Source organism: Streptococcus downei MFe28 (assembly GCF_900459175.1).
Classification (GTDB): domain Bacteria; phylum Bacillota; class Bacilli; order Lactobacillales; family Streptococcaceae; genus Streptococcus; species Streptococcus downei.
This window is the reverse complement of sequence record NZ_UHFA01000002.1, coordinates 290,338-315,363: the sequence shown is the minus strand read 5'-3', so window position 1 is coordinate 315,363 and position 25,026 is coordinate 290,338. Positions and strand designations below refer to the sequence as shown.

Sequence of the window (25,026 nt, the reverse complement as noted above, 5' to 3'; positions counted from 1 at the left end):
AATGAGACTTGCTATTCAGAATCTTAAGAAACATAAAAAACAATATGTTTCTTTCGGAATTATGCTCTTTATTGCAGCATTTATCATCAATATTGCCCTTGTTCTTAATTCTCAAAGCTCAGATGCTTATGATAAGCAATTCGAAAAGCTCAATACCGCAGATATCAATATTCTTATTCCACTTGCGCAGGATGATGACAATCTGTTAAACGAAATAGACAATTTAAAGGGTGTCACTCTCACAGAAAGGCATGAAGGTCTGTATTCCAAAGCAACAATTCACAACTTTGCTGGAACAAACTTTGAAATGAACACTGTCTTTTATAGGATTACTGACAAAAGAGATATCAATCTGCTGAATGTATCCAATACTGTCAAAAATTCTAAAGGGACTATTTATATCCCAGAATACGTCTCAAAGTTGGGAGGATTTTCCGTTGGCGATACGATAACTTATTCTATTGGTAAGCAAGACTATTCCTTTTCTGTTGGCGGCACTGTTAGCGAAATGGAATATGGTAACTATGGTACAAATCTAATTGGCGCTTACCTGCCAAAGAAAGCTTATAAAACATTAGCTTCAAGACACAGATCTAACCTTGTTGCTGAATATTCCGTGAAATTAAAAAATAATGCTAATCTAGATACTGTTAAAAAACGTATCAGTTCACTGATTTCTGACAAAAAAATAACACTGCTTACTATCAATAATCGTAAAACCACCAAACAAGCGCGGTCTATGATTTCCAATCTTTTAATTGCTATCTTTGTTGCTATTGCGTTTATTATCTTTTTAATTAGCTTATTTCTAAGCAGTTTCCGAATTAGAAATCATATCGAAAATGAACTGATTAACATGGGCGTCTTAAAAGCCACGGGATATACCAGTTCAAATATTATCATGTCAGAAATCATTCCCTATATACTGACAGCAGCCTTTGCCAGCATAGCTGGAACTCTCATTTCTTATACTGTTCTGCCATCAATTGCTGATTTCTTAGCAACGCAATCAGGTTTTTCCTTTAGGCCCATTTTCGATTGGTCAGCTATTTTACTCAGCACAGGTACTACGATTACAGTCACCGGAATTTGCACCTATTTTTGTGCTAGAAAAATCCGCAGGCTAGAGCCAATTAATGCCATCAGAGGAATTGATTACAAGCGCACAACTAAAAATCATTTTCCATTGGCCACGTCTAAATTCAGTGTTAAGTTCTCACTTATATTGAAACAAATTTTTGCATCATTAGGGCAAAATATACTGCTTTTTATATTGACTTTTGGCATTATGACCTTGTTGGCCTTTTCTGGAACCTTGCTCTATAATGTCAATTTTAAATCTGACAATTTTTTAAAAACTATTTCAGATGAGATGCCATCTGCAATCTTTACCGTTAGCACCCAAGATGATTTACGACAGTTGAAAAGCACTCTCCAAAATGATGATAAGGTTAAAGAGGTTTTGGGCTATACTTCTGTTTCCTTAAATTATGCTAATGGTGCTATAACTTCTTTTGTGTCTGAAGACTTCTCACGTGTTAACAATAATATAGTGTATCAGGGGAAAAACCCCGTAAAAAGCGATGAGATTGCCGTTGGAAGTGCTCTGTCTAAGCAATATAAAATTGGTAGTAAAGTAAAAATTACCAATGATGATCGAAGTTATAACTATACTGTGACAGGCTATATTCAAAGTATAAACAACCAAGGAATAGTTTGTGAGCTAACTGATGCTGGGTATCAAAAAATCAGCAAAATGACGCCAAAAAGCCTTAATGTTTATCTGAAAAAAGGGGCAACGGCGAAAAATCTGATCAAAAAATACAAAAAGAAATTCCCGAACATGACATCAACTAACTATGAACAGCTCTTAGCCAATAGCAGCAAAATGTACGCTGGTATTGTTTCATCAGTCACTGTCATCATCTTCATTATTGCAGCTTTAGTTATATTGTTAGTGATGTACATCATTATCAATGCTTTAATCATTACTCGAAAACGGGAATTTGGTATTTATAAAGCCTTAGGTTGGTCAAATAGACAGCTCATTTTGCAATTAGCTTTTAGTTTCACTCCTATTATTTCAATAGCAGCAATCTTTTCTGCAATAATTGATCTTAGTCTGGTGCCGATAATGAATAATGCGGTTTGGGGCATGTTAGGAGCAAATAAGAATCATTTTGAGGTATCCTTGGCTGTCTTATTAGCTTTTGCCTTTATCCTTATTTGCATTAGTTTTATTGTCAGCGTTGTTCTTGCAAGACCAATAAGAAAAATCAACCCTTATTCTCTTTTGAAAGAATAAGCAAACTACAGATGATAGCGATACCTATTAAAAAAATCTTCTAAAAGCCAAATTATCTGTTACAGTAGGTATAAGTTCTATATCTTTTTAGGTGAATTCGGTCATTTGCCTAGGATATAGAGCTTTTTTCTACCCCTTGTCAAGTATTTCAAAGTTTTTAAAAAAATATAATAAAATGAAATATAAATAGTACACAATATGAATCTTCTTATGGTATATTCACTAGATTTTCGTAAAAAAGTTATCGCATACTGTAACCAAACAGGTAGTATCACAGAAGCATCCAAAGTTTTCCAAATCTCACGTAATACCATTTATGGATGGTTAAAACTAAAAGAGAGAACAGGAAACTTAAACCATCAAGTAAAAGGAACAAAACCAAGAAAAGTTGATAGAGACAGACTCAAAAACTATCTTGCTAACCATCCAGATGCTTACTTGACTGAAATAGCTTCGGAATTTGACTGTCATCCAACGGCTATTCACTATGTTCTCAAAGCTATGGGATATACTCGAAAAAAAAAAGAGCCATACCTACTACGAACAAGATCCTGAAAAAGCAGCTTCATTTCTTAAAGCTTTTGATAGTTTAAAGCACTTATCACCTGTTTATATTGATGAAACGAGCTTCGATACCTATTTTTATCGAGAGTACGGTCGCTCATTAAGAGGTCAATTGATAAGAGATAAGGTATTTGGAAGAAGATTATCAAAGGATTTCTTTGGGTGCAGGTCTTACGAATGGTGAATTGGTTGTTCCTATGACTTATAAAGAGACGATGACGAGCGACTTTTTTGAAGCTTGGTTTCAGAAGTTTTTGTTACCCACATTGGGCACACCATCGGTTATTATTATGGACAATGCAAGATTCCATAGAATGAGTCAGCTAGAGCTCTTATGTGAAGAGTATGGGCATACACTTTTACCTCTTCCTCCCTATTCACCTGAGTACAATCCTATTGAGAAAACATGGGCTCATATCAAAAAGCAGCTCAAAAGAGTCTGGGACAGAAATCCGTTTGAGCTCGAAAAATAGAGGATCGCTTGTTGGTGACCCTCTATTTTTTAGGTTCGGTTGCTTCTCCTGTTATATTTGATGAGATTATTGGCCATAAGGGCCAATCCCATGTCAATCTTGACCTGTCGTTTCCCCCGCAGATTACACCTTTTGTAACCCAAACAAGCCTTTATCTGCCCAAAGACAGGCTCCACATCAACCTTGCGTTGTGCGAAAACTTGACTGCCCTCAGGAGATAAAAGCGCTTGAGCTTCTTTTTGCTTTAAGTATTGGTACCGCTCGTTGATATATAGCCCCTTTTGAGGAGCTAATTCAGGCTCCTCAGCCTGGTAGACCTTAATCTCTTGTTCAAAACCTGTTTGCGTTTTCTGGTGTTTGAGATGATGAAACACCTATTTCCAGCCCTCCGGATGGGTGTAGCTATCCTCTTTTTCATTATAGTGCCAATTGGCTAGATTCTTGTCAGACTTTCTGTAGGTCCTCTTTTGTTCCTTATCAAACCTGCCATACTTAATCAAGTGATTAATTTCCTCTTGGTCAAGAGTTAGTAGGTTCTCTTCACTACCATAACCAGCATCTGCGACAATAGTCTTGGCGTCATGGGGATAGGAGTCTAAAAATGGTAAGAGGGTCTTGGTGTCTGTCGGATTTGGGAAGCTATCATAGTGGAGAACAAATTGATTCTCAGTAGCGATTTGGAGATTGTAGCCAGCCTTCAGTTGACCATTTCTCATGTGGTCGTCTTTCATCCGCATAAAAGTGGCGTCTGTATCTGTCTTTGAAAAACTATTGCGACCAGTGAAAGTGGCTTGATAGGTCTCATACTTTTGTGCACGGGCTGAAAAATCATCCCTTACCTTTCGAAGGACTTTCTTGAGTTTCCGACGCTTTGTTTGACGCTCATCCTTTCCTTTGACAGGATTTTCTTCGATGGCTTGGTTAACTGATTTCAATTCTTCCTCAAGGATTTGGGAAAACTCTGTCAATTGTTCAGAAGTTACAGGCTCTTGGTCATCTAAGACAATGGCCTCTTGAATCAAAGGATTAATTTCCTCTTGAAAATAGGTTTTTAGAGTCGCTTGAAGTTTGGCAGAAAATTTATCAACAGCCTTCCGCCAAACAAAACTGTACCTGTTAGCGTTAGCCTCAATCTTAGTCCCGTCAATAAACAAACACTCTAAGGACACTAATTCCTCCATTTTCAACTGAAGGTTGAGGTCAATAAAGAGATTACGAATCAGCTCCTCCATCCCAGGAGCCACACGAAAACGATTGATTGTCCGGTAAGAAATCACCAGCTGACCTGTTAAGTATTGCATGGCAAGATTTTCCACCATCATTTTTTCTATCTTTCGTCCGGAAAAGATCCCTTGAGAATAAGCAAATAAAAGGGCTGCTAGGAGTAATTGGGGATGGTAAGAAGGCCGCCCAACCTCATGATAAAAGTTTAGAAAGGCATTATCATCTAGTTTATTGACCACCTTTTCAATCGTAAAAACGAGATGGTTGTGGGGTAAGAATGCGCTTAATTCTAGTGGCAGAGTCGTTTGATTTGTGTTATAGTGACTGTACATGAGGTAGCCTTTCTATTATTTTTTTGTCAACGATATTTTATCAAGACTACCTATGTCAAGCAAAAAGCAACGGCATCAAAACCGTTGCTTTTTCGTTGGCTGAGGGATGGTTTTGTCCCAAGCTCTTTTCTGAGGCTTTTTTGTCCTGCTCTTGTTTCACTTGACTATAATTAATAATGTAGTGGTTAGTCATGATTACTGCCTTATCTTTTGTTTTAGTTATCTCATTTTCAATACATGACGTTACTTCGTTCCATATACCTTGAACATATTCCCACTAAAACAAGTATTTTGCCAGTTTTTGTACGATATCTAGCGTTTAAAAGACTGATTAACAAGACGACTCTACTTTAGCACAAACAAAAAAGTAGTGAAGTCCTCTTCCATAGGAGAGTTCTCCACTACTAATTTTAACATGTTTTCTGTATAGCAATTAATAGTTAAGAAAGTAAAGATTTCTCAACTATAGAAGTGGGAGCAAAAGAATTGGCCAACATAAAGAAAGTAAGATTAATTTTTTCAACATATTTAACACCTCCTGCTTTCGTTATAGCTGCTAATAGTGTTTAAAGACGCTTTTCTCAAATATGAAAAAAAGTAAAAGTAAAAAATCAGATTTGAGAATTTTTAAATGTAAAACAAAACGATGCTATAGTTAATACTATAAGCTTTTGTTTATAGATGGTGACCAATTGACAGATAGCTCATTGGGAAAGCGATAAACAGTAAACAACTGTAAATAAAAATTCTTAAAAAGAAGGTTTTATTAAACAGAATAGTTGAACTTAGAAAGCCCATTTACTTTTAGTTGAGGCTATTATACGTAGCGAGTAAAGTATGAGACTTATCACCCAATAAAAGATTCTGGAAGGAGTGCAGTCATGACATTTGAGAAAGTGTTGAAAGAATATCGAAAACAACTAGGCTTATCACAGGAAAAGATGGCAGAGAAGATTAATGTATCTCGACAGGCTATTACTAAATGGGAATCTGGAGCTGGAATGCCTGACATTACAAATTTGAAAGCTATTTCTGACTTATTTCAGGTTTCGATTGATGATTTGCTTTTGGAAAAAAAAGTCGCGGTATCTCAGAAAGATTTTCTATATGAAAGTTATACAGAATACGATATTGAAGGTAAAAAACATTTTGACATTAGACTGGGAACTGCGGATCACGTTGTTCTAAGGTCTGTTGAGGGTGAAAAACTTCAGGTTCGCTTAGTCAGTAATAGCATAGAAGATTTAGCAGAAGTTACAAAAATTAAAATAGATGATATCAAGGGAAAAATTGATGTTAGTTTAAGAAGGCTCAGTCCTTTAACAGAATCTGTGGCCAAAGAAGAACTGACTATTTTTATTGATTTACCAAAAAAGTATCTTAGAGATACAGAACTTTCTGTAAAATGTCAAGAATTAGAACTCATTGATAGTTGGAGCAAAAACTTTGAATTAGATGGCAAGGTTCCTAGAGTCATTATTAATGGCGGTGAGGGACAAATCGAACTGAACAGTAAACTAGATATGATTGTAACAGTAATAGCATATAAGGGTGATATTGCTATCAATCAGGTATCTGCTGCCTCTAAAATTTATATTCCTGCAGATTACTCGTTCGCAGCCGTTAAGAAGGGATTGGCTACAAAACTGTCTTTTGAGGAAGATGGGAATAAGACAGAGGATTTTTCTTTTCAAGATTCAGAAAATCATATTGAAGTCAATGGTATCAGAAATGAACTGACTATCGTTAAAGATAGGCATAACAACTAACAAAAGATACTCGTGGTGTTAGTTAATTTTGAAGTATCTCAAATTGTAGTCCCGTAGGGCCTCTGGTCAGTGTTTGTTCAATATCAGACAGAGCACAGAGTTCTGAGAAACGAGGTTCAATCGTTCGTCTCATTGCCATCAGCTCACAATTGTTTTGTTGCTGGCTCTATTCATATTGTGACGTAAAGGTGTCCGTAGGTGATGATACCCTCTCTGTTTTAATACCCCTTAAGTCCCTGACTAAGTAAGGTAGCCTAAATCTGCTCAAATCGCCGATTGCTCACAATTTTCTAACAAGTCATCAACTACTTTGATATCCTAGACTGAAGCTGGTGTGACAACATAATTCAGAATATAACCTGATAGGGTTACCAGCATGTGGATCTTAAATCCGCAAAGTCATAGATGCTTAGAAGCATTATAGCTAATATTAGCTATCTTGTTGAAGATTTTTGCTTTATAGGTACGAACAAACCGGCAAAGAGGCAGAGGAAAGCTATCTATATTGTAAGTGGCTCATTTGGACTAACCTCCTGTTTGTTTTGTCACTTACAGTATAGTCCTTTTGGCCTTTTTATCGTGGTTTGAAATTAACTAGCACTGCGAGTAAAAGATGTTAATTGTGATATCCGTTAGCATTTGGTTTGTTTGTAACTACTAACGGATCAAGCATGTTTTAGAAGGAGAAAAATGAAGATAAATGTTATTGTCATTCCCCACGCAGGTGGAATGGCTTCAGCTTATTATAAATTTAAAAAATACAAACCCGAATTATTTGAATTTCATTTTGTTGAGCTATCCGGTAGAGGAGGAAGAGCTCGTGAAAAATTATATAACTCTTTTCACGAAGCTGTAGATGATATTTATATCCAAATAAAAGACATTATTTGTGAAGGACCTTATATTTTATTCGGGCACAGTATGGGCAGTTGGTTGACATATGAACTATATTATCGAATCCTTAGCGAAGAGCTGCCCCTTCCAATCTATATCTTTTTTTCAGGCAATCGTTCGCCTTTTACCAAGCAAGATTTAAGTGTTATTAATTTAGATGATCAGGCGTTTAGTGAATATATTATGAAAAATCACGAAGCACCCAAGAAAATATTTAAAGTCAAAAAATTAAGAAAAATCTTTTTGCCTATCTTACGATCAGATTATGAAATAATGGAAAAATATCAGCCAGCATTAGGTAGAGAAAAAATGAGTGTTGATATCTCTGTATTAGGCGGAGAATCAGACCCGTTGCTGAGTAAGGGATTCTATGATTGGGAGAAATTGACTTTGGGCAGTTGTGACAGTATAAAATTTGAAGGAAAACATTTTTATATTTTTGAAAAGATGAAAGAAGTGACTGATTACATGGCTGATATAATCCAAAAACATATAGATGTATGAGTGAGTCCACTGAAAAAGCAACATTCTAGATATTTTAATTTGTAAAAACCGAACTTATAGACCCTCTAACTAAGATAACAGGAGAATAAGTTCGGTTTCTGTCTAATATTCAGCTTTATTAAGTATTATTTTTTGGAAATAGCCTTTTTAGTGAACAGTTTAGTAGGGGTGGAAGATTGCTTAAAACAGAGTAGTTGAGTATTTATTATATTATAGATTTTATTGAAAAAGGAGAAGAAAGATGTTTATTTTAGTATTGATTGCAGCAGGATTTGTTACGGGTTTTATTCATCTGATTGTTATTGGCGGTTTTGGTGATCTATCAACTATTTCTTATTATTTATTGCTGCATCAGTATGTTGTAACTTTCGGATTATTGGGCATCATTGGTTTGATAACCAATATTATTAAAGCGGATGAAAATGCACAGAGTCTTGGCTGGCCAGGCGGACCGTTTCAAATTAAATATGGATTTTCTCAATTAGGCCTTGGGATTATGGGAGTTTTGTGTATTTGGTTTAAGGAAGGGTTTTGGCTAGGAACACTGATTAATATGTATATTTATGGGGTCAGCGGATTGTGGTCGCATGTGGCAGAGATGAAAAGATTGGGTAAAACAACTAAAAATGACATTGGCAATATTATCATTGATATCATTTATCAGATAATACTAACTGTTTTATACATTTATGCCAGTAAAATCTGGCACTGATAAGCAAAAGTGAGGCAAGAATTTTATTTAACTGCTAAAAGCTAAATTGTTAAGAGGATGTGTGTCATGAGTTATTCCGTAAAAATGAGTGAAATGCAAAAAGGCATTTATTATGAATGTTGTACAGGTCATCATTTAGACTATAATATTTCTGTTTCTTTAGAGATGGCTAATTGTCTTGATATAGAAAAATTTGAATATGCAGTTAATTTTGCTGCAGCTGAACAAGAAGCTCTTAGTATGTCAGTCAATTCAGATGATGAGCTATCCATGATAGTAAACGATGATGTCTATGTTCCAGTGAGAACCGTATACAGCAAGACTGAAGCAGAGACCGAAGCAATTGTTTCTGAAATTTATTCTACTCCTTTCGATCTTTTTAAAGCACCGTTGTTATCTGTTAACTATATCAAAGCAGAAGAGAGCCGGGATATTTTGGTTCTGTCTATGCACCATATGATTTCTGATGGTATCTCTCTTGATTTATTTGTAAAAAGGTTGTTTTCTTTGTATGATGCTTTAGTAAAAAATGAATCACCGGAAGTGAATTTTAAAAGCAATAAAACCTTTTCCAATTTTATTGAACGGGAAAATCGTAAATTGGAAAATGGGGACTATAGTCTGGAAAAAGAGTATTGGACAAATCTTACAAAGGGGATTTCTTCGCCGGAAATAATAAGAAATCTTTCAGAGAGCAATCAAGTAATAGAAGAGAAAAATAATTGCGGTGAAATCAATATTTTGTTAGGCAAGGATCTGTATGCTCGCTCTCAGGATTGCGCACGAACGTTAGAAGTGTCCGAATATATGTTTCACTTGGCGGTCTTTATGGCCACAATCAGTCTTGTAACAGATAAAGAAAAGTTTGCGGTGTCCTCACCGTTTACATTTAGAGAGACGGAAGAAGACGAGCAGGCTGTTGGATGCTACATTTATTATTATCCGCTAGTGTATCAATTTAAAAGCAGCACATCTTTTAGCAGTGTTATTGGAAAGATTAGAGATGAGATTTGGGAAGGCTATCTTAATATCGGGTATCCTAATAACCTTATTGCCAGAGAGTGGGACAATGCCCTATCCGATGATACGGTATTTGATTATTCGTATATTTATGATGACTATGATGGCTTTGACTCTGAATACATTTCAAATATTAAAACATGGGACTTTTGTTGTTTTTCAGGCAAACTATCTGTCATTTTACAAAAAATTGGAAATAATGTTTCCTATAAACTTCAATATAAAAAGAATTTATATTCAGAAGACTTTATTTCTTTGTTGGGCAACCGGATTCTCCGTGTATTGGGCGCTGTTTGTGCTAATCCCGATATAAAAATTGAAGATATTGATATTTTCATGCCTGATGAATATGCCTTGCTTGAAAAATATGAGAATGAGACCCACTTTTTTGATTTCAAAAATGAATGCATCGCTGATTTATTTGAAGAAAAAGTAACCGGTCACTTGGAAAAGACTGCTGTTATAACTGATGATAGAACATACAGCTATAAAGAAATAAATACTATGGCGAATCATGTTGCACAAACCATTCTTGAAACACAGGACGGTTCTGTTTCTAAAGTTGCGGCCTTGTACATGGAAAGATCTATAGAAATGGTAGTAACCATTATAGGTATTCTTAAGGCCGGTTGGACGTTTTTGCCGATGGATTTTAGCTATACACAAGATAAAATCCGATATATAGAACAAGATGCTGCTGTTGATTTGTTTTTTACCACAGATTCGCATATAGAAAAATTATCAGAAATTACAAAAAAACCACTTATTTCTGTCCAAGAAGTGATAAAAGATTCATCTGAAATAGCAAATCCAATAATCAAAAGAAATCCAAAAGATCTTGCCTATATTGAGTATACATCCGGTTCAACTGGAGAACCTAAAGGTGTAATGATAGAGAATGCTAGCATTGTCAATACAGTTAAGGATCTAGAAAGACGGTTTCCTCTGCAAGAGAAGGATGTTTACATGTTAAAAACATCTGTTACTTTTGATATTTTTGGTACTGAATTATATGGTTGGATTGTTGGTAAAGGTGCGCTGTATATTTTGAATGCAGGCCTGGAAATGGATATATTTGCTATTTTAGATGCAATTGAAAGCAATAAGATTAGCCATATTAATTTTGTTCCGTCTATGTTGCAGATATTTTTAGATTGTCTTGAAGATGAAACGAACATCGAAAAAGTTCAATCCTTAAAATGGATTTTTACTGGCGGAGAGGCTATTAATCATAATTTAGTAAGACGTTTTTTAGATCTTAACCTGCATGCAACATTAGAAAATGTTTATGGTCCGACGGAAGCTACTATGTGGGCTTCAAATTATAAATTGGATCATGTTGATGATTCTCTAAATGTACCGATAGGAAAAGCGTTAAATGAATATAGACTATACGTTGTCAATAAGAATATGAAGAAACTTCCTGTTATGGTACCTGGAGAGTTATGTATTAGTGGTCCAGGACTTGCCAGGGGTTATTTAAATAAGTCTGAGCTTATGCAAAAGGTTTTTGTAGAAAATCCTTTTTACCAAAAAGGAGAAGAGGAGTATTATAAGAAGCTATATAAAACAGGTGATCTAGTCAGAATGCTTCCAGATGGAAATTATGAGTTTCTGGGAAGAAAGGATACACAGGTTAAAATTAACGGAATTCGTATTGAATTGGGAGAAATTGAAGCAGTTTTTTCAAGATATGCAGGTATATCAAACGTTGTTGCTATGCTTGATGATACTGTTGAAAGTAATGTTAAGGTTGTCCTCTTCTATTGCTCTGCGCATGGCGAGATAGATGAGGATAAACTTGCTGAATTCGCTGAAGAAAATCTCAGTCTTGCATTAATCCCTTCAAAATATGTTTTTCTTGATAAGATTCCTCGGACTTTAAGTGAAAAAGTAGATCGAAATTCCTTGCAAAAGATGCTTAAAACAGCTCATGAAACTAGCAAGAGAGTAAGCACCCCTCAAAATATTTTAGAAAAAGAAATTTTAGCTGTTTGGAAAGAAATATTAGGAAATGCTTTCATTAGCGTTGATGATAATTTCTTTAATGTAGGTGGGCATTCTATCGCTTTGATTAAAGTTCATCAGTTATTATGTCAAAGGTTAAAACGGACTTTCCCCATTACAGTTCTTTTAAATAACCCTACTATTGAAGGAATGGCAAAAGTGCTTAGCACTGACGGAAGTAAAAATAATGAAGATAGTAGTGAAAAAATGATGGTTGACTCAGGCGCTATTCTTGATGATATAGCTATTGTTGGAATGGCTATTAATGTCCCTGGGGCTGACAGCTTACATGAATTTTGGGATAATCTTGTCGCTGAAACAGATTGCATTTATGACTATACGATCGAAGAACTTGAAGCTTTAGGGATAGATGACAAACTTATCAATAATCCAAATTATGTGAAAAGAAAAGGCAGAATTAATGGTATTGATTATTTTGATAATACCTTCTTCCACCTATCCCCGGGTGAAGTTAACATGATGTCTCCTCAGCTTAGAGTTCTATACAAGGGCGTCTTTCAAGCAATGGAAGATGCCGGGATGTCCGATGGCAGATATAATAGCCGAACAGGCGTGTATGTAGGCGCTTCTGACGATTTTGTCTGGTATCAGGATAAACTATTTGGAAATGAAAGATATAGTGATACCTATCAGATTTATACTCAGTCAACCAATCATTTTATGGCCACTAGAATTTCACATATGTTTGATTTAAAGGGTCCGGCCATGTCAATTCTTACCGGCTGCTCTACGTCATTAGTAACGGTACACACAGCCGCAAAAGCCCTTCAAAGTAAGGAATGTGATGTTGCCATTGCTGGTGGAGTTACAGTCGAATTACCTAATGAAGGGGGATATTTATATGAGCCGAACTTAATGTTCTCAAAGGATGGCAAATGCAAACCTTTTGACGATAAAGCAGATGGGACAATCTTTTCCAATGGCATGGGAGTTGTCGTATTGAAAAGGCTGACGGAAGCAAGGAAAGATAATGATCATATTTATGCGCTAATCAAAGGAAGCGCCATAAGAAATGATGGTAAAGAAAAACTCAGTTATACTGCCCCAAGCGCAACTGGTCAAGCCTTAGCAATGAAAGCTGCTTATGAGGATGCAAAGATAAGTCCGAGTTCTATTGGTTATATTGAAGCTCATGGAACAGGGACTAAGCTTGGAGATCCTATAGAAATTGATTCATTAAGCAGCGTTTTTGGAAACAGCAAAACAGATAAACCATGTATTATTGGCTCTGTAAAAGGCAATATAGGTCATACTGACACCGCTGCAGGAGTAGTCGGTCTGATAAAAACTGCTTTATGTCTGGATAATAAGTATATACCAGGCACGCTAAACTATGAAACTCCTAATCAAAATATTGATTTTGAACATACGAATTTTAGGGTAAACAAGCATGGAAAGCCCTGGACGATAAATAAGGACGATTTACCCAGAAGAGCAGCAATTAATTCCTTTGGTGTCGGAGGGACCAATGTGCATATAATTTTAGAAGAAGATTTTTCACTTAAAAAACACCCTAACGAAGAAGGCAATGATAGAGCGTTGTTTGCCCTATCAGCTGCTAGCAGAAAATCCTTAGATTATAATATGGATAGCGTGGCTCAGTATGCGAAACAGTCTCATGTTATGGACAGGAATAATATGGCTTGGTCCTTGCTCAATGGACGAAAAGATTTTTTAGATAACAGAGGATTTTTCATTATTGACAATGATGGCATAGCAGAAAAGTTCTCACAAAAAGAATTTTGTTTTAGAGAAAATAATAAGATTTGCTTTTTATTCACAGGTCAAGGAAGCCAGTATCAAGGAATGGGGAGGGACCTATTCAAAAATCATGACAGCAAAGTTTGTGAGATATACAGAAAATATGTCAATAAGATTTTAGACCTTTTGACAGAAGAAGAAAAAAAGACTCTGGAACAACTCTTGTATGGAAATGACGGCTCAGAACAAATCAATCAAACCCAATACAGTCAATTAGCTCTTTTTGTCACAGAGTATGCTATGGCTTCAACATTGACAGCGTTTGGCATACAGCCAGATATCTTGCTTGGCCACAGTATTGGAGAAGTAACTGCTGCAGCATTCGCTGGAGTATGGCGTTTAGAAGATGCGGTGAAAGTCGTCAAGCAAAGAGGAGCATTCATGCAGGCTCAACAAGAAGGGGCGATGCTGTCTGTAGCTATTCCCAGAGAGAAGGCTGACGGATATGTTTCTCAAGTCAATGACGTTTGGTTTTCATTAAATAATACGACAAATAGTTGTGTTATTGGAGGGAAGAAAGATCGTATTAGTCAGCTGCAAAAACTATTAGAAAAAGATGGGATTGACAGTTCTATTTTAAAAACCTCCCATGCCTTTCACACTCCTATGATGGAAGAAGCTTCAAAAGCATTTAAAACGCTTCTTCAAGATATTGAGATGTTTGAACCGCGCTATCCTATTATTGCTGACCTTAATGGTGAATATGCCCAAAAAGGGCAGCTGACTGATCCTGATTATTGGGCTATGCAGATTATTAAACCAGTAGAATTTGAAGCGGCTCTGTCCAATGCGCTACAGGAAAAGAATATCATATTCTTTGAATTAGCCGGCAGAACATTATGTTCGTTTGTAAACAAGCATTATCAAAAGCAAGTCAGTCATTTGTGTATAGCCTGTCTTAGACATCCAAAAGAGACGAAAAATGATGTTGAAGTATTTCTTGGCGCCTTAGGGAAAGCATGGTGTGCAGGAGTACCTGTAGATCTTCTCCATCTTTTTGATAAAAATAATAACAAAAGAGTTTACATACCTCCATATTGCTTTGATGAGAAAGAATTTCCTGTCGATGATAATCATCATACCGTTAAGCAGACAGCTCTCCATGATAAAGCAGATAATATCAATTATACCGAAAAAGTATCGCTTCTAAAAGGCAGAGAAGAGCTATCTGATGCGGTGATAGCAGCGTTTAAAGAAGTTTTTGAAATAAATGATATTAATCTTCAGAGTGACTTTTTTAAAGTAGGAGGCGACTCTATGCAGGCAGCTAGTCTTGCCGCTATATTAGGAAAAGGAACTGGACAGCAGGTTACTGTAGCAGAAATTTTTTCTAACACAACACCTGAAGCATTAACCGAACTGTTATTAGCTAAGGGTCAACTACCTGAGACAGATGATCAGATACAGAAAATAAATCCAGTTGAATCAAGAGAATATTATCTAACAACACCTGCGCAACAGCGTATTTATACACTGTATATGATGGATAATAAGAATTTGGCTTATAATCTTCCTTCAGCTACTATGATTACAGGTAAGTTGAATATTGACAAGGTTAAGGAAGCCTGTCAAAAGCTTATTAAGCGTCATGACATTTTAAGAACATCATTTGAAGTTGTAGACAATGAAGTGGTTCAGAAAATAAATGATGCTTGTCAGCTGCCAGTTGAAGTAGAGTTAGCAACGAATTCATTTGATTTATCTAAAATAGCATCTGAATTTATTAGACCGTTTTCTCTTGATAAAGCTCCATTGATGAGAGTAAAAATTATCCAGCATGAGGAAGAAACGTTGCTGCTATTTGATGTACATCATATCATTGCAGACGGAACAGCTGTCGAGCTGCTGACCAGAGATTTTAATGAATTTTACGCGGGAAATCTTGAACTCAAACCTCTTGACATACAATATAAAGATTATGCCGTCTGGTTAGAAGCATATTCAAAATCTGATATCATCAAACAACAGAAGACCTACTGGCTGGATAATCTGAGTGGAGAATTACCTATATTAGAATTAGAGAGTGACTATGAACGACCAGATGTAAAATCTGGTGAAGGAAAAAGATTCAGCTTTGATATCAGCAAATCGTTATCAGATGCCATTACAATAAGGGCAAAAGAGCTGGGAGTGACGAATAATATTTTGATGATGAGTGCCTGGAATTTAGTAATGGCTAAATATTCCGGAGCATCTGATCTGATTATCGGAACATCTGTCTCTGGAAGGACCAATGAAGCCATAAAAGAGTGCATTGGAATGTTTGTCAATATGCTAGCGATAAGAACATTCCCTCAAAAGGATAAAACACTATACGACTATATTCAAGAAGTCAAATATTACATCACTAAAGCTTTGGAAAATCAAGATTTCCAATTTGATACTTTGGTAGATAGCTTAAGTATTTCACGACAATCAAATAGAAGTCCCCTTTTTGATGTGTGCTTTGACTATCATAATATAGAACAGTTTGATCTATCGCTAGAAGGTTTAACTTTTAAACAAGAAGAACTGGATACTGGCAAGATTGATTATGATTTGGTACTGACTTGTTCCGAAGACAGCAGCCACTCCATTTCTGCCTTTATTGATTATAGTACGGCTTTATTTTCAGCAGAAACAGTCGGTGCTTATGCAGATAGCTTAATTGCAATTCTGGAACAAATATCATTCGTTGATATTGACGATACTAGGGAGTGTTGTATAAAAGATTTACATCTGACATCAGAGGCAGAATTAACAGCTATTGAAACATTCAATACATTATCTCAAAAATCCTGGAATTACAATCAAAGTATTATTTCACTACTTGAAAAACAAGTTTCTCTCAAAAATACTGAAACAGCAATTATTAACAGTGATGGTATAGAATTTTCATACAAAGAAGTCTATGAAAAAATAGAAAATCTTTCTTTGAAATTGCTAAAAGCTGGAGCTACAAAAGGAAGCCGTATTTGCATTGTTCCCGAACGTAACGAAAATATGATAATTGCGCTCTGGGCAGTCATGAGGATTGGGGCAACCTATGTTCCAATTGATGTGTCTTATCCCAAAGATAGAATTTTGGAAATCTGTTCTCAAAGTAAAGCAAGCATTGTTTTAGGGGAAGCTCACAGAAAATCTTCCTTTGCTGAGAGATATCAATTTATTGCTCTTGACAAAGAGGAGGCAGTAGAAAGCAAAAATAATATTACACTTCCGTCTGTAGCAGAACTTGGCTCTGACCCTGAAGAGTTAGCTTATATCCTTTTTACTTCGGGTTCAACTGGTAAACCTAAAGGAGTAAAGGTGACAAGAAAAAGTCTGCTCAATTTTATTCATGATACGATTGAAAAAGGGTTGATTGGTAAAAGTGAGGATAGAGTATTCAGTTTGACCTCTCCTGCCTTTGATATATTCGGATATGAGGCCATAGCAACGCTGTGCTCGGGAAGCTCTCTTTATATTTGCAGTTCACTAGAACAGTTAGATGCTAAAAAGGCCGGAGAAAAAATAGTTAAATATCAGCTTAATCATATATTAGGCTCTGTTTCAAGGTTACGTGCTTTTGCAGAAAATAAAGAGTTCGCATCCGCATTAGCTCATTTAAAATATATTCTGGCCGGCGGTGAAACATTTCCAGTATCCTTTCTTAATTTCCTAAAAAGTTACACAGATGCGCGGATATTTAACTTATACGGGCCGACAGAAACAACTATTTGGTCAACGGTCAAAGAATTAACCAATGCAGATACGGTCTCAATCGGTAAAGCAATCGCAAATACCAGCTTGTACATTGCTGATAAAAACGGCGTTACTCTGCCAAGAGGTGCTTGGGGAGAGTTATGTATTGCTGGCGATGGTGTTGCGGATGGCTATATTGATAATGAAGAAGAAACTTTGAAACATTTTACACATCATAAAGAATTACAGAACTTAAGAATTTACAAAACTGGTGATAGAGGTAGAATGCTTTATGATGGTGAGATTGAATTATCAGGAAGACTTGATTATCAAGTTAAAGTGCATGGGTGCAGAATTGAGTTAACAGAAGTCGAAAAAGCAGTATTGCAATGTCCATTGGTCAGCCATGCAGTAGCTCTAGTTGATAAAAATGATGTTAATGATCAGCTTATACTGTTTTACACTGGAACAAAAGACAGTGAGAAAGAAATAAAAAGCTTTATTGCCAAAACACTTCCAGTGTATATGATTGCTGATAAAATTATTTATCTAGATGAAATGCCGCTAAATATTAACGGCAAAACAGATCGAGCGGCCTTGCAGCTTAAATTGAGCAATGAAGATGACGAGAAGCATGCGCAAGCGGACCAGGCTAATGGGATTAGTCGAAATGTAACTTCTTCTGATATTTTAGCTATTTGGTATGATATCTTGCATGACAATACGATAACAAAGGATGATAATTTCTTTGAAGCAGGAGGCAATTCATACAGTTTAATGCTTGTTGCTAATAGAATGTCAGATTTACTTGGCAAAACGATTGAATTGACTTTACTGTTTGAGTATCCGACGGTTAATGGCATTTCTAAATATTTGAATCTTGATGATGAGCTAGGAGTGAGTGCTGCTAATACTGAGTCAGTGGCAGCTGAAGAACACTCCAAACAGGATATGTCTATTACGCAGCAAGAACAAACCCTTCAAAGTAATCAAGTAGCTGTTGTCGGTCTTGCTGGGACATTCCCGGGAGCAGGAAGTGTCAGAGAATTTTGGAATAATATTCTTCAGGGACAAGAGAGCATTAAAAATGTGACAGAAGAAGAATTATTTGCATCAGGTATTTCGAAAATTGATATTGATAATCCAAATTACGTAAAAGCAAAAGGCTATTTAGATAGTCTAGACTCTTTTGATTATGAGTTCTTCGGAATGACTAAAAGAGATGCAGAATTGATGGATCCTCAGATTCGATTGTTGATGCAGTGCTGTTATAATGCTTTGGAAGATGCCAATTGCGTTGTTGATAAGTATGATGGTGATATAGCTCTGTTTGCGGGCAGCAGTTCGAATTTTATGTGGCTGTCTAAATTTGCAGCTCAAGAGGATATTGTCAACCAATTTAATACGATGACAGTAAACGACAAAGATTTTTTGACAACACAGATTTCATACAGGCTTAATCTAACAGGGCCAAGCATAAATGTCCAAACAGCCTGTTCGACATCTCTCGTAGCGATATGTCAAGCAGCTCAATGTATTTTGGATGGCGACGCTGAAATGGCGCTAGCAGGGGGTGTATCTATATCATTTCCTCAAAAAGAAGGCTATTTATGGCATGAAAATATGATTTATTCTAAGGACGGACACTGTAGAGCATTTTCGGATGATGCGAGTGGGACAGTGTCCGGCGATGGTTGCGGGATAGTTGTGTTGAAACACTTATCTCGTGCTATGGCAGATGGCGATGCTATCTACGCTGTTATTGACGGTTTTGCTTTGAACAATGATGGCGTCAGCAAAGTTGGTTATACGGCACCAAGTGTAGCAGGACAGAAAAGAGTTATTACAAAAGCTCTTGCTAAGTCTTCGGCAACTCCAAAATCAATAGGATATGTTGAGGCACACGGAACCGGGACGAAACTAGGCGATCCGATAGAGGTGGAAGCATTAAGACAGGCCTGGCATTCAGAACAGGACAGCTATTGTGCTTTAGGGTCTGTAAAGAGCAATGTTGGGCATCTTGATACAGCAGCAGGTGTGGCGAGTTTTATTAAGACCGTAAATGTCTTGTATCACCAAGTCATTCCGCCTCAAATTAATATTAATAAAATAAATCCAATGCTGCATTTGGACAGTTCGCCATTTTATGTCAGTGATAAATCAATGGCACTGTCCGACCGTTTTAACCATGCTGCGGTAAGTTCATTCGGTATTGGGGGAACGAATGCGCATGTGATTTTAAGGAAAAAACAAATGACGGATAGAATGGATATTAATGATGATTTTGGTCTCTTTTTAATCAGTGCAAAATCGGAAGATTCCTTACTAAATACAAGTAAGGCCGTTTGCAATAACATTAGTGATAATGTCGCAGATGTTGCACATACCCTGGCAGTCGGAAGAAGAGAATATCCCTTTAGACAAGCTTTTGTAGTTTCAGCAGACTCTTCCAGATATGATATTGCTCAAAATGAAGAAATTTTTTATGTTGATGACAGTGTCAAAAAATTAACAGGAATCTGTTTTACAGATACAAGGGATGACATTATTTGTGACTTTGCTAGAAATTTAATGATTTCAAGGGCAAGACATGAAATTGTCAGAGACATGAGGAAGTTAATGTCTGCCTTCATTGAGGCAGAAGATGACAGTATCACAAGGATTACCGAAAGAGTCATTTATGCTGATAGAGCAATAAATGAGGGAGATTTTACCCCTGAGGAACTAGAAATCACATCAAAGGCGATTAAGGAAGTGCTGTCCCGACTAGTTTTAAATTACAATCGAGCAGATGATGATTATTTTGTCGTAAAAAGCAATGCTTCTCAGGAAGAAAGTATGATAAAAGAGCCATTAAAAGTATTTGATAGGCCAATTGAATCTCAAGAGTTTTTAATGAAATTATGTGGTAAATTATGGGTGCATGGCTATCCATTCAATCTTGAAAAGATGAATCCGGGGAAAAAATGTCACGTTCATGGTTATGTCTTTAAAAAGAATTTGTTGGATTCTGATGTTAGTTTGTCAAGCTTATCTTATTTATCAGAAGCTGCAGTATCTGCCAATTCAGCTCAAACCCCCAAAGAACCTGCTGTTGTAGATAACAATAATGTTTCAGCAGTATTCCAAGATATTTGGAAAGAAATTTTAGGTGAAAATGAGTTTTTTGATGATAGAGATTTCTTTGATGCCGGAGGAGACTCTCTTGGAGTAATTCGCCTTGCTTCATTGATCGAGAAAAAACTTGGAGTTCATTTATCACAAAATGAAATCTTTGATGCCAAAACATTTGGCGGTATTGTAGACTTGATTGAAAAAAATAGGACATTTTCTCCTGTACAAGGTGAAAAGATGATTGCGAACTCAATAAATCAGGAATATGAGGTAACATCATCAGCCCAAAAGAGACAATATGCTCTTCAATCTATTCAAAAAGACAGTACAGCTTATAATCTTGCTGCAGCTTACATAGTTGACGGGACTATAGACAAGCTTAAAATAAGAAATGCTGTTCAGCAATTGGCTGATAGACACGATTCATTTAGAACGTCCTTTTATATCAAAAATGGGGATATAGTTCAGCAGATTGCAGATACTATTGATGCTCCGATTGTTTTTGAAAAGCAAGAAAATATAACCATCCAAAGCTGTCTTGACGAGTTTGTAAAACCTTTTGATTTATCAAAGGCTCCTTTAGTAAAAATGAAGGTGATTAGTTTATCTAAAACGAAACATTATTTACTTATTGACATGCATCATATTATTTCTGATCAGAGTTCTTTAGATATTTTGATGAAAGATTTCTATAAATTTTACACAGGTGAGGCAGTTGATCCACTGATATTTCACTATAAAGATTTTGCGAAATGGCAAAATGACAAAATTCAATCAGGAGCAGTCAAAAAACAACTCACTTATTGGATGAATCAAATTAGTGAAGAAGCTATTCAGACTGGTTTGCAGCACGATTACCTTCTACCTTCAGAAAGAACTTATGCAGGTAAAAAAATAAGATTTAATATCGGTGCAGGAAGCAAGCTGAATCAGTTTGCTAACAAACATCAAGTGACTCCGTATATGGTTTTATTTACGGCTTTGGAACTGTTATTGTGGAAATATACTGGTAAAGATAATTTCATTATTGGAACAGGAATTGAAGGAAGGGAAAAGCCAGAGCTGTTCAACATGATGGGGATGTTTGTTAACACGTTGCCTGTATGCGTGAATATAGACGATAAGGGGAGTATAGAAAAACAACTTCAGTATACTAAAAAACTTATCTTTTCTGCGCTTGAAAACCAAGATTGTCAGTATGAAGAAATTGTTGATGAGCTTCGTAATGAATTAGGAATAACGGCTCCTCTTATCAATGTTTTAATAAATTATGTAACTAAAGGAACACAGGAACTAGAAATTGATGATTTAACATTAACACCTTATGAAAGTGATGATATTACAGCTAAGTTTGATTTAATGTTTGTCATTGAAAAAAGTGAAGATAACTATGCCTTTCAAATTGAATACGCAACTGAGATGTTTTCCCCAGAAACAATTACTCAATTAGGGAATAGATTTATAACATTACTGGATATTATCATTAATAATGCTGAGCTTAAGCTGGAACAACTGTCTATACCGTTGAACAATCAAGAAAGGGCGATTTATGCAAAAGTAAGTAATGACAGAAAAAGTGATAGTGAAAAGCCACTATGGAAATATTTTGAAGAGTCTGCCCTGCAAAATTCCGACAAAATAGCTATTAAGGAAGGTCGCAAACAGCTGACCTACGCTCAGTTGCTAGAAAAAGCCGATATTCTATACACTCACTTGGTAAATTCAGGCGTAAACAGAGGTAGCAGAGTTTCGCTCGTCCTTGACTCAGGGATAGAACAGATAGTAGCTATTTTGGCTGTTTTAAAAGCTGGTGCAAGCTATGTTCCTATTGATTCATCCTTCCCGCAAGAAAGAATTCGCTACATCCTTAAAGATAGCCAATCAGTTGGAATTATTACTAATAAAGAGTATGAGGGGCACTACCGTGAAGAGATAGATAAGATTTGGAATATTGACTATATCAAGGAGAAAGCATCTTCCTGCGTTGATGCTGATGAAAAGATTTGTATAAATGATGAAGCCTATGTCATTTATACATCTGGTACAACTGGTAAGCCTAAAGGAGTATCGGTCAGTGGTAAGAGTATTCTTCGAATTGCTTATGATATGAATTTCATGTCAATTTCTGCAGGCGACTGTATTTTAAAACTGGCTAATTTTTCTTTTGACGCTTCAATATTTGAAATTTTTACTGCTATATTAAATGGCGGCTACTGTCTATGTGTTTCTAAAGAGGGGCTTTTAGATTTAGATGCTTTTAAGGCATTGATTGATAGTCAAAAGATTCATGCTGCCTTCTTTACAACAGCTTTCTTTAATTTAATAGTTGATTTCAATGTTGATTTATTAAAAGGTATTGACTTTATATTAATTGGTGGAGAAGCACTTTCTGTAAGGCATATGAAAAAAGCTCTAGAAGTTGTTGGATCGAACCATTTGATTAATGTCTATGGTCCCACTGAGACTACAGTATTTGCAACTTATTATCCCGTCAACGACATTGCGGATAATGCCGCTAGTATTCCTATTGGACATGCTATAACCGATACTCAGCTGTATGTTTTAGATACCTCTAATCGTCTGCTGCCGTCTGGAATTCCGGGAGAGTTATGTATTGGAGGTTCTGGAGTTTCAAATGGCTATATAAATGACCCCGAGCGGACAAAACAGCATTTCCAAACGCTTTCCTTTGATACTTCTGTTGAAGGTGAACGAATTTACCATTCAGGAGATCGTGTCATCATGAGAGAAGATGGGGAAATTATCTACTTAGGACGAATAGACTCACAAGTTAAAATCAACGGGTTCAGAATTGAGCTTGGAGAAATTGAACGTTATTTCAAGAGTATTGAAGGAATTAAGGAAAGTGCTGTGATTGTTAAGATTGACGACAGAGAAGCTAAATCCTTAACTGCTTTCTATACCATCTCTGATGACAATTATAGTTACCTTACTCCAGATTATATTGCTAGCTATCTAAAAAATCTGGCTCCAGATTATCTCATTCCATCAGAAATTATCAAAATAGATGAAATGCCTCTAAATGTTAATAGAAAAATTGACAAAAAGAAATTAAGTTTGTTAACAAATTCTAAGACTTTACCAGCTGTTGAGTCTGAAAGCAAGACCAAAGATTTAAGTATCGCATATATTTTGAGCTTATTTAAGGAGGTTCTCAATTCTGATGATATCCAAGAAAAAGATAATTTCTTTTTATCAGGAGGAACTTCGATTAAAGCTATTGTTCTTGAACAAAAACTAAAAACAGCTGGTTTTGATATTTCAGTAAGTGAGATCATCAATCATCCTACTGCAAAAGAACTCTATAATTTGCATCACTTTGAACATCATATTGATGATAAAGAGCCTTCCAAAGAACAGCCATTAAAACAAGTAACTGCAGCAGAACTTTATGGACTAAGCGAATATATTTATTATAGTTTAACGATTATTGGCGAAATGATGGGAAAGATGGAAAACAGGAACGAATTTCCTATGACTCCGATTCAAAAACTTCAAAAAAATATAGTCAACAGAGCAAGTGGTATGAGCTTCAACATCCGTACAAATAAGGGGGAGACAGTTATTAGGACTGCTCTAGCCGAAGAAATTCTGCGACATCAACTGTTACATTCCAGCATTAATGTGCAAGAAGAGCGTTTGAGTGAAAAAAACGTAAATATTAGCAAAGAAGAGCTGGCTCAATATATTCCTTATAAAGATATGAGTGCTTATGATCAATTAAGTACCGAACGTTTTGAAAATATCATATATGAACGGCTTTTAGCAGAAGATTTTTCCGGTGATGATATGCCGTGGAAATTATGCCTTATTAAAGAAGATAATGAGAATTACATGGTCTTGTGGGGTATTGACCACATCATTTTCGATGGAATGAGCAGTAATATTATAAAAGATGAATTGTTGCTTTTAATCAATGGACAGGTTGACAAACTTCCAAAAGTTCAAAAATACAGCGACTATGAACAAGACATTCGCCGTGTAGCCTCTTCTTCTCAGGAGACGTCTCTTCTTATTTCTTGGCTGAAACAAAATAAAGAATGTATGGCGATATTTAATCAGAATTCTGGCGATGTTAAATCTATAGAACTGACACTGCCGATTGATAATAAGTCTGATAATCTTGTCATGTTTACTTTGCAGAATGTCATTTCACTTCTGAGTCGTTATTTGGCAAAGGATGAGATTCCTCTGATGCTGGTTGAATATGGACGTCATATAAATAGTCATGACTATCATAGCTGTGTAGGTGAATTTTTAGACTTGATTCCGTTGATTATAAATCAGAGAATTGATAACGATAATTTTGAGAAGTTATTAAAAAACCATCAAGGTAAAAATAGTGTTTCGCAATTAATAAAAGCTATCAACAAACAGGAATTTATTTATCATGGTATTGGTCAATTTCTTATTTGGAATTATCAAGGTTATGTATCAAGCAGGGACAGAGACGCTTACAAGAAAGCAAATCCGCTTCAGGATGGACATGCTTCTATTGCAGAAATTGGCATTACTGCGGGTTATGATGATGAATCAATATTTATCCATATTGAATCCCAAAATGGATTGGATGAGAAGAAATTGATGAAGGCCATGTCAAAAACACAGTTAGAAATAAGCAGGCCATAGGCCATCATAGAGT

General features: G+C 36.0%; 5 protein-coding genes and 3 pseudogenes. 6 read left to right on the top strand and 2 right to left on the bottom strand.

The features are described 5' to 3' along the window. Position 1 precedes the first annotated feature (1 nt). Together DYE66_RS01405 and DYE66_RS01400 are read left to right on the top strand one after the other, a co-directional pair. Positions 2-2,305 (top strand): ABC transporter permease, encoded by a 2,304-nt coding sequence (locus DYE66_RS01405; RefSeq protein ID WP_002999555.1) that lies wholly within the window; start codon positions 2-4, stop codon positions 2,303-2,305. Between the two features lie 210 nt (positions 2,306-2,515). Next, positions 2,516-3,342 (top strand): annotated as a pseudogene (locus tag DYE66_RS01400) (IS630 family transposase). Between the two features lie 29 nt (positions 3,343-3,371). Here the strand turns inward: DYE66_RS01400 and DYE66_RS01395 are convergent. Beyond that, positions 3,372-4,898: pseudogene (locus DYE66_RS01395) on the bottom strand (IS1182 family transposase). 881 nt (positions 4,899-5,779) lie between these two features. Between DYE66_RS01395 and DYE66_RS01390 the strand changes: the two are divergent. Next, positions 5,780-6,667, top strand: a complete 888-nt coding sequence (locus DYE66_RS01390) for a helix-turn-helix transcriptional regulator (RefSeq protein WP_019782243.1) — start codon at positions 5,780-5,782, stop codon at positions 6,665-6,667. A 22-nt stretch (positions 6,668-6,689) separates the two neighbouring features. Here the strand turns inward: DYE66_RS01390 and DYE66_RS10940 are convergent. Next, positions 6,690-7,171, bottom strand: a pseudogene (locus DYE66_RS10940) (IS982 family transposase); the annotation flags it as partial. Between the two features lie 186 nt (positions 7,172-7,357). Between DYE66_RS10940 and DYE66_RS01385 the strand changes: the two are divergent. The 3 genes from DYE66_RS01385 to DYE66_RS01375 all read left to right on the top strand — a co-directional run bounded on the left by DYE66_RS01385 (position 7,358) and on the right by DYE66_RS01375 (position 25,013). Beyond that, positions 7,358-8,065: a thioesterase II family protein gene (locus DYE66_RS01385; protein ID WP_002999478.1), complete on the top strand. Its 708-nt coding sequence runs from the start codon at positions 7,358-7,360 to the stop codon at positions 8,063-8,065. A gap of 241 nt (positions 8,066-8,306) precedes the next feature. Further along, positions 8,307-8,777 (top strand): DUF6790 family protein, encoded by a 471-nt coding sequence (locus DYE66_RS01380; RefSeq protein WP_002999573.1) that lies wholly within the window; start codon positions 8,307-8,309, stop codon positions 8,775-8,777. 66 nt (positions 8,778-8,843) lie between these two features. Continuing rightward, on the top strand, positions 8,844-25,013 hold the full coding sequence (locus DYE66_RS01375) for a non-ribosomal peptide synthetase/type I polyketide synthase (protein ID WP_115324807.1): 16,170 nt from the start codon (positions 8,844-8,846) through the stop codon (positions 25,011-25,013). The last annotated feature ends 13 nt before the right edge of the window (positions 25,014-25,026 follow it).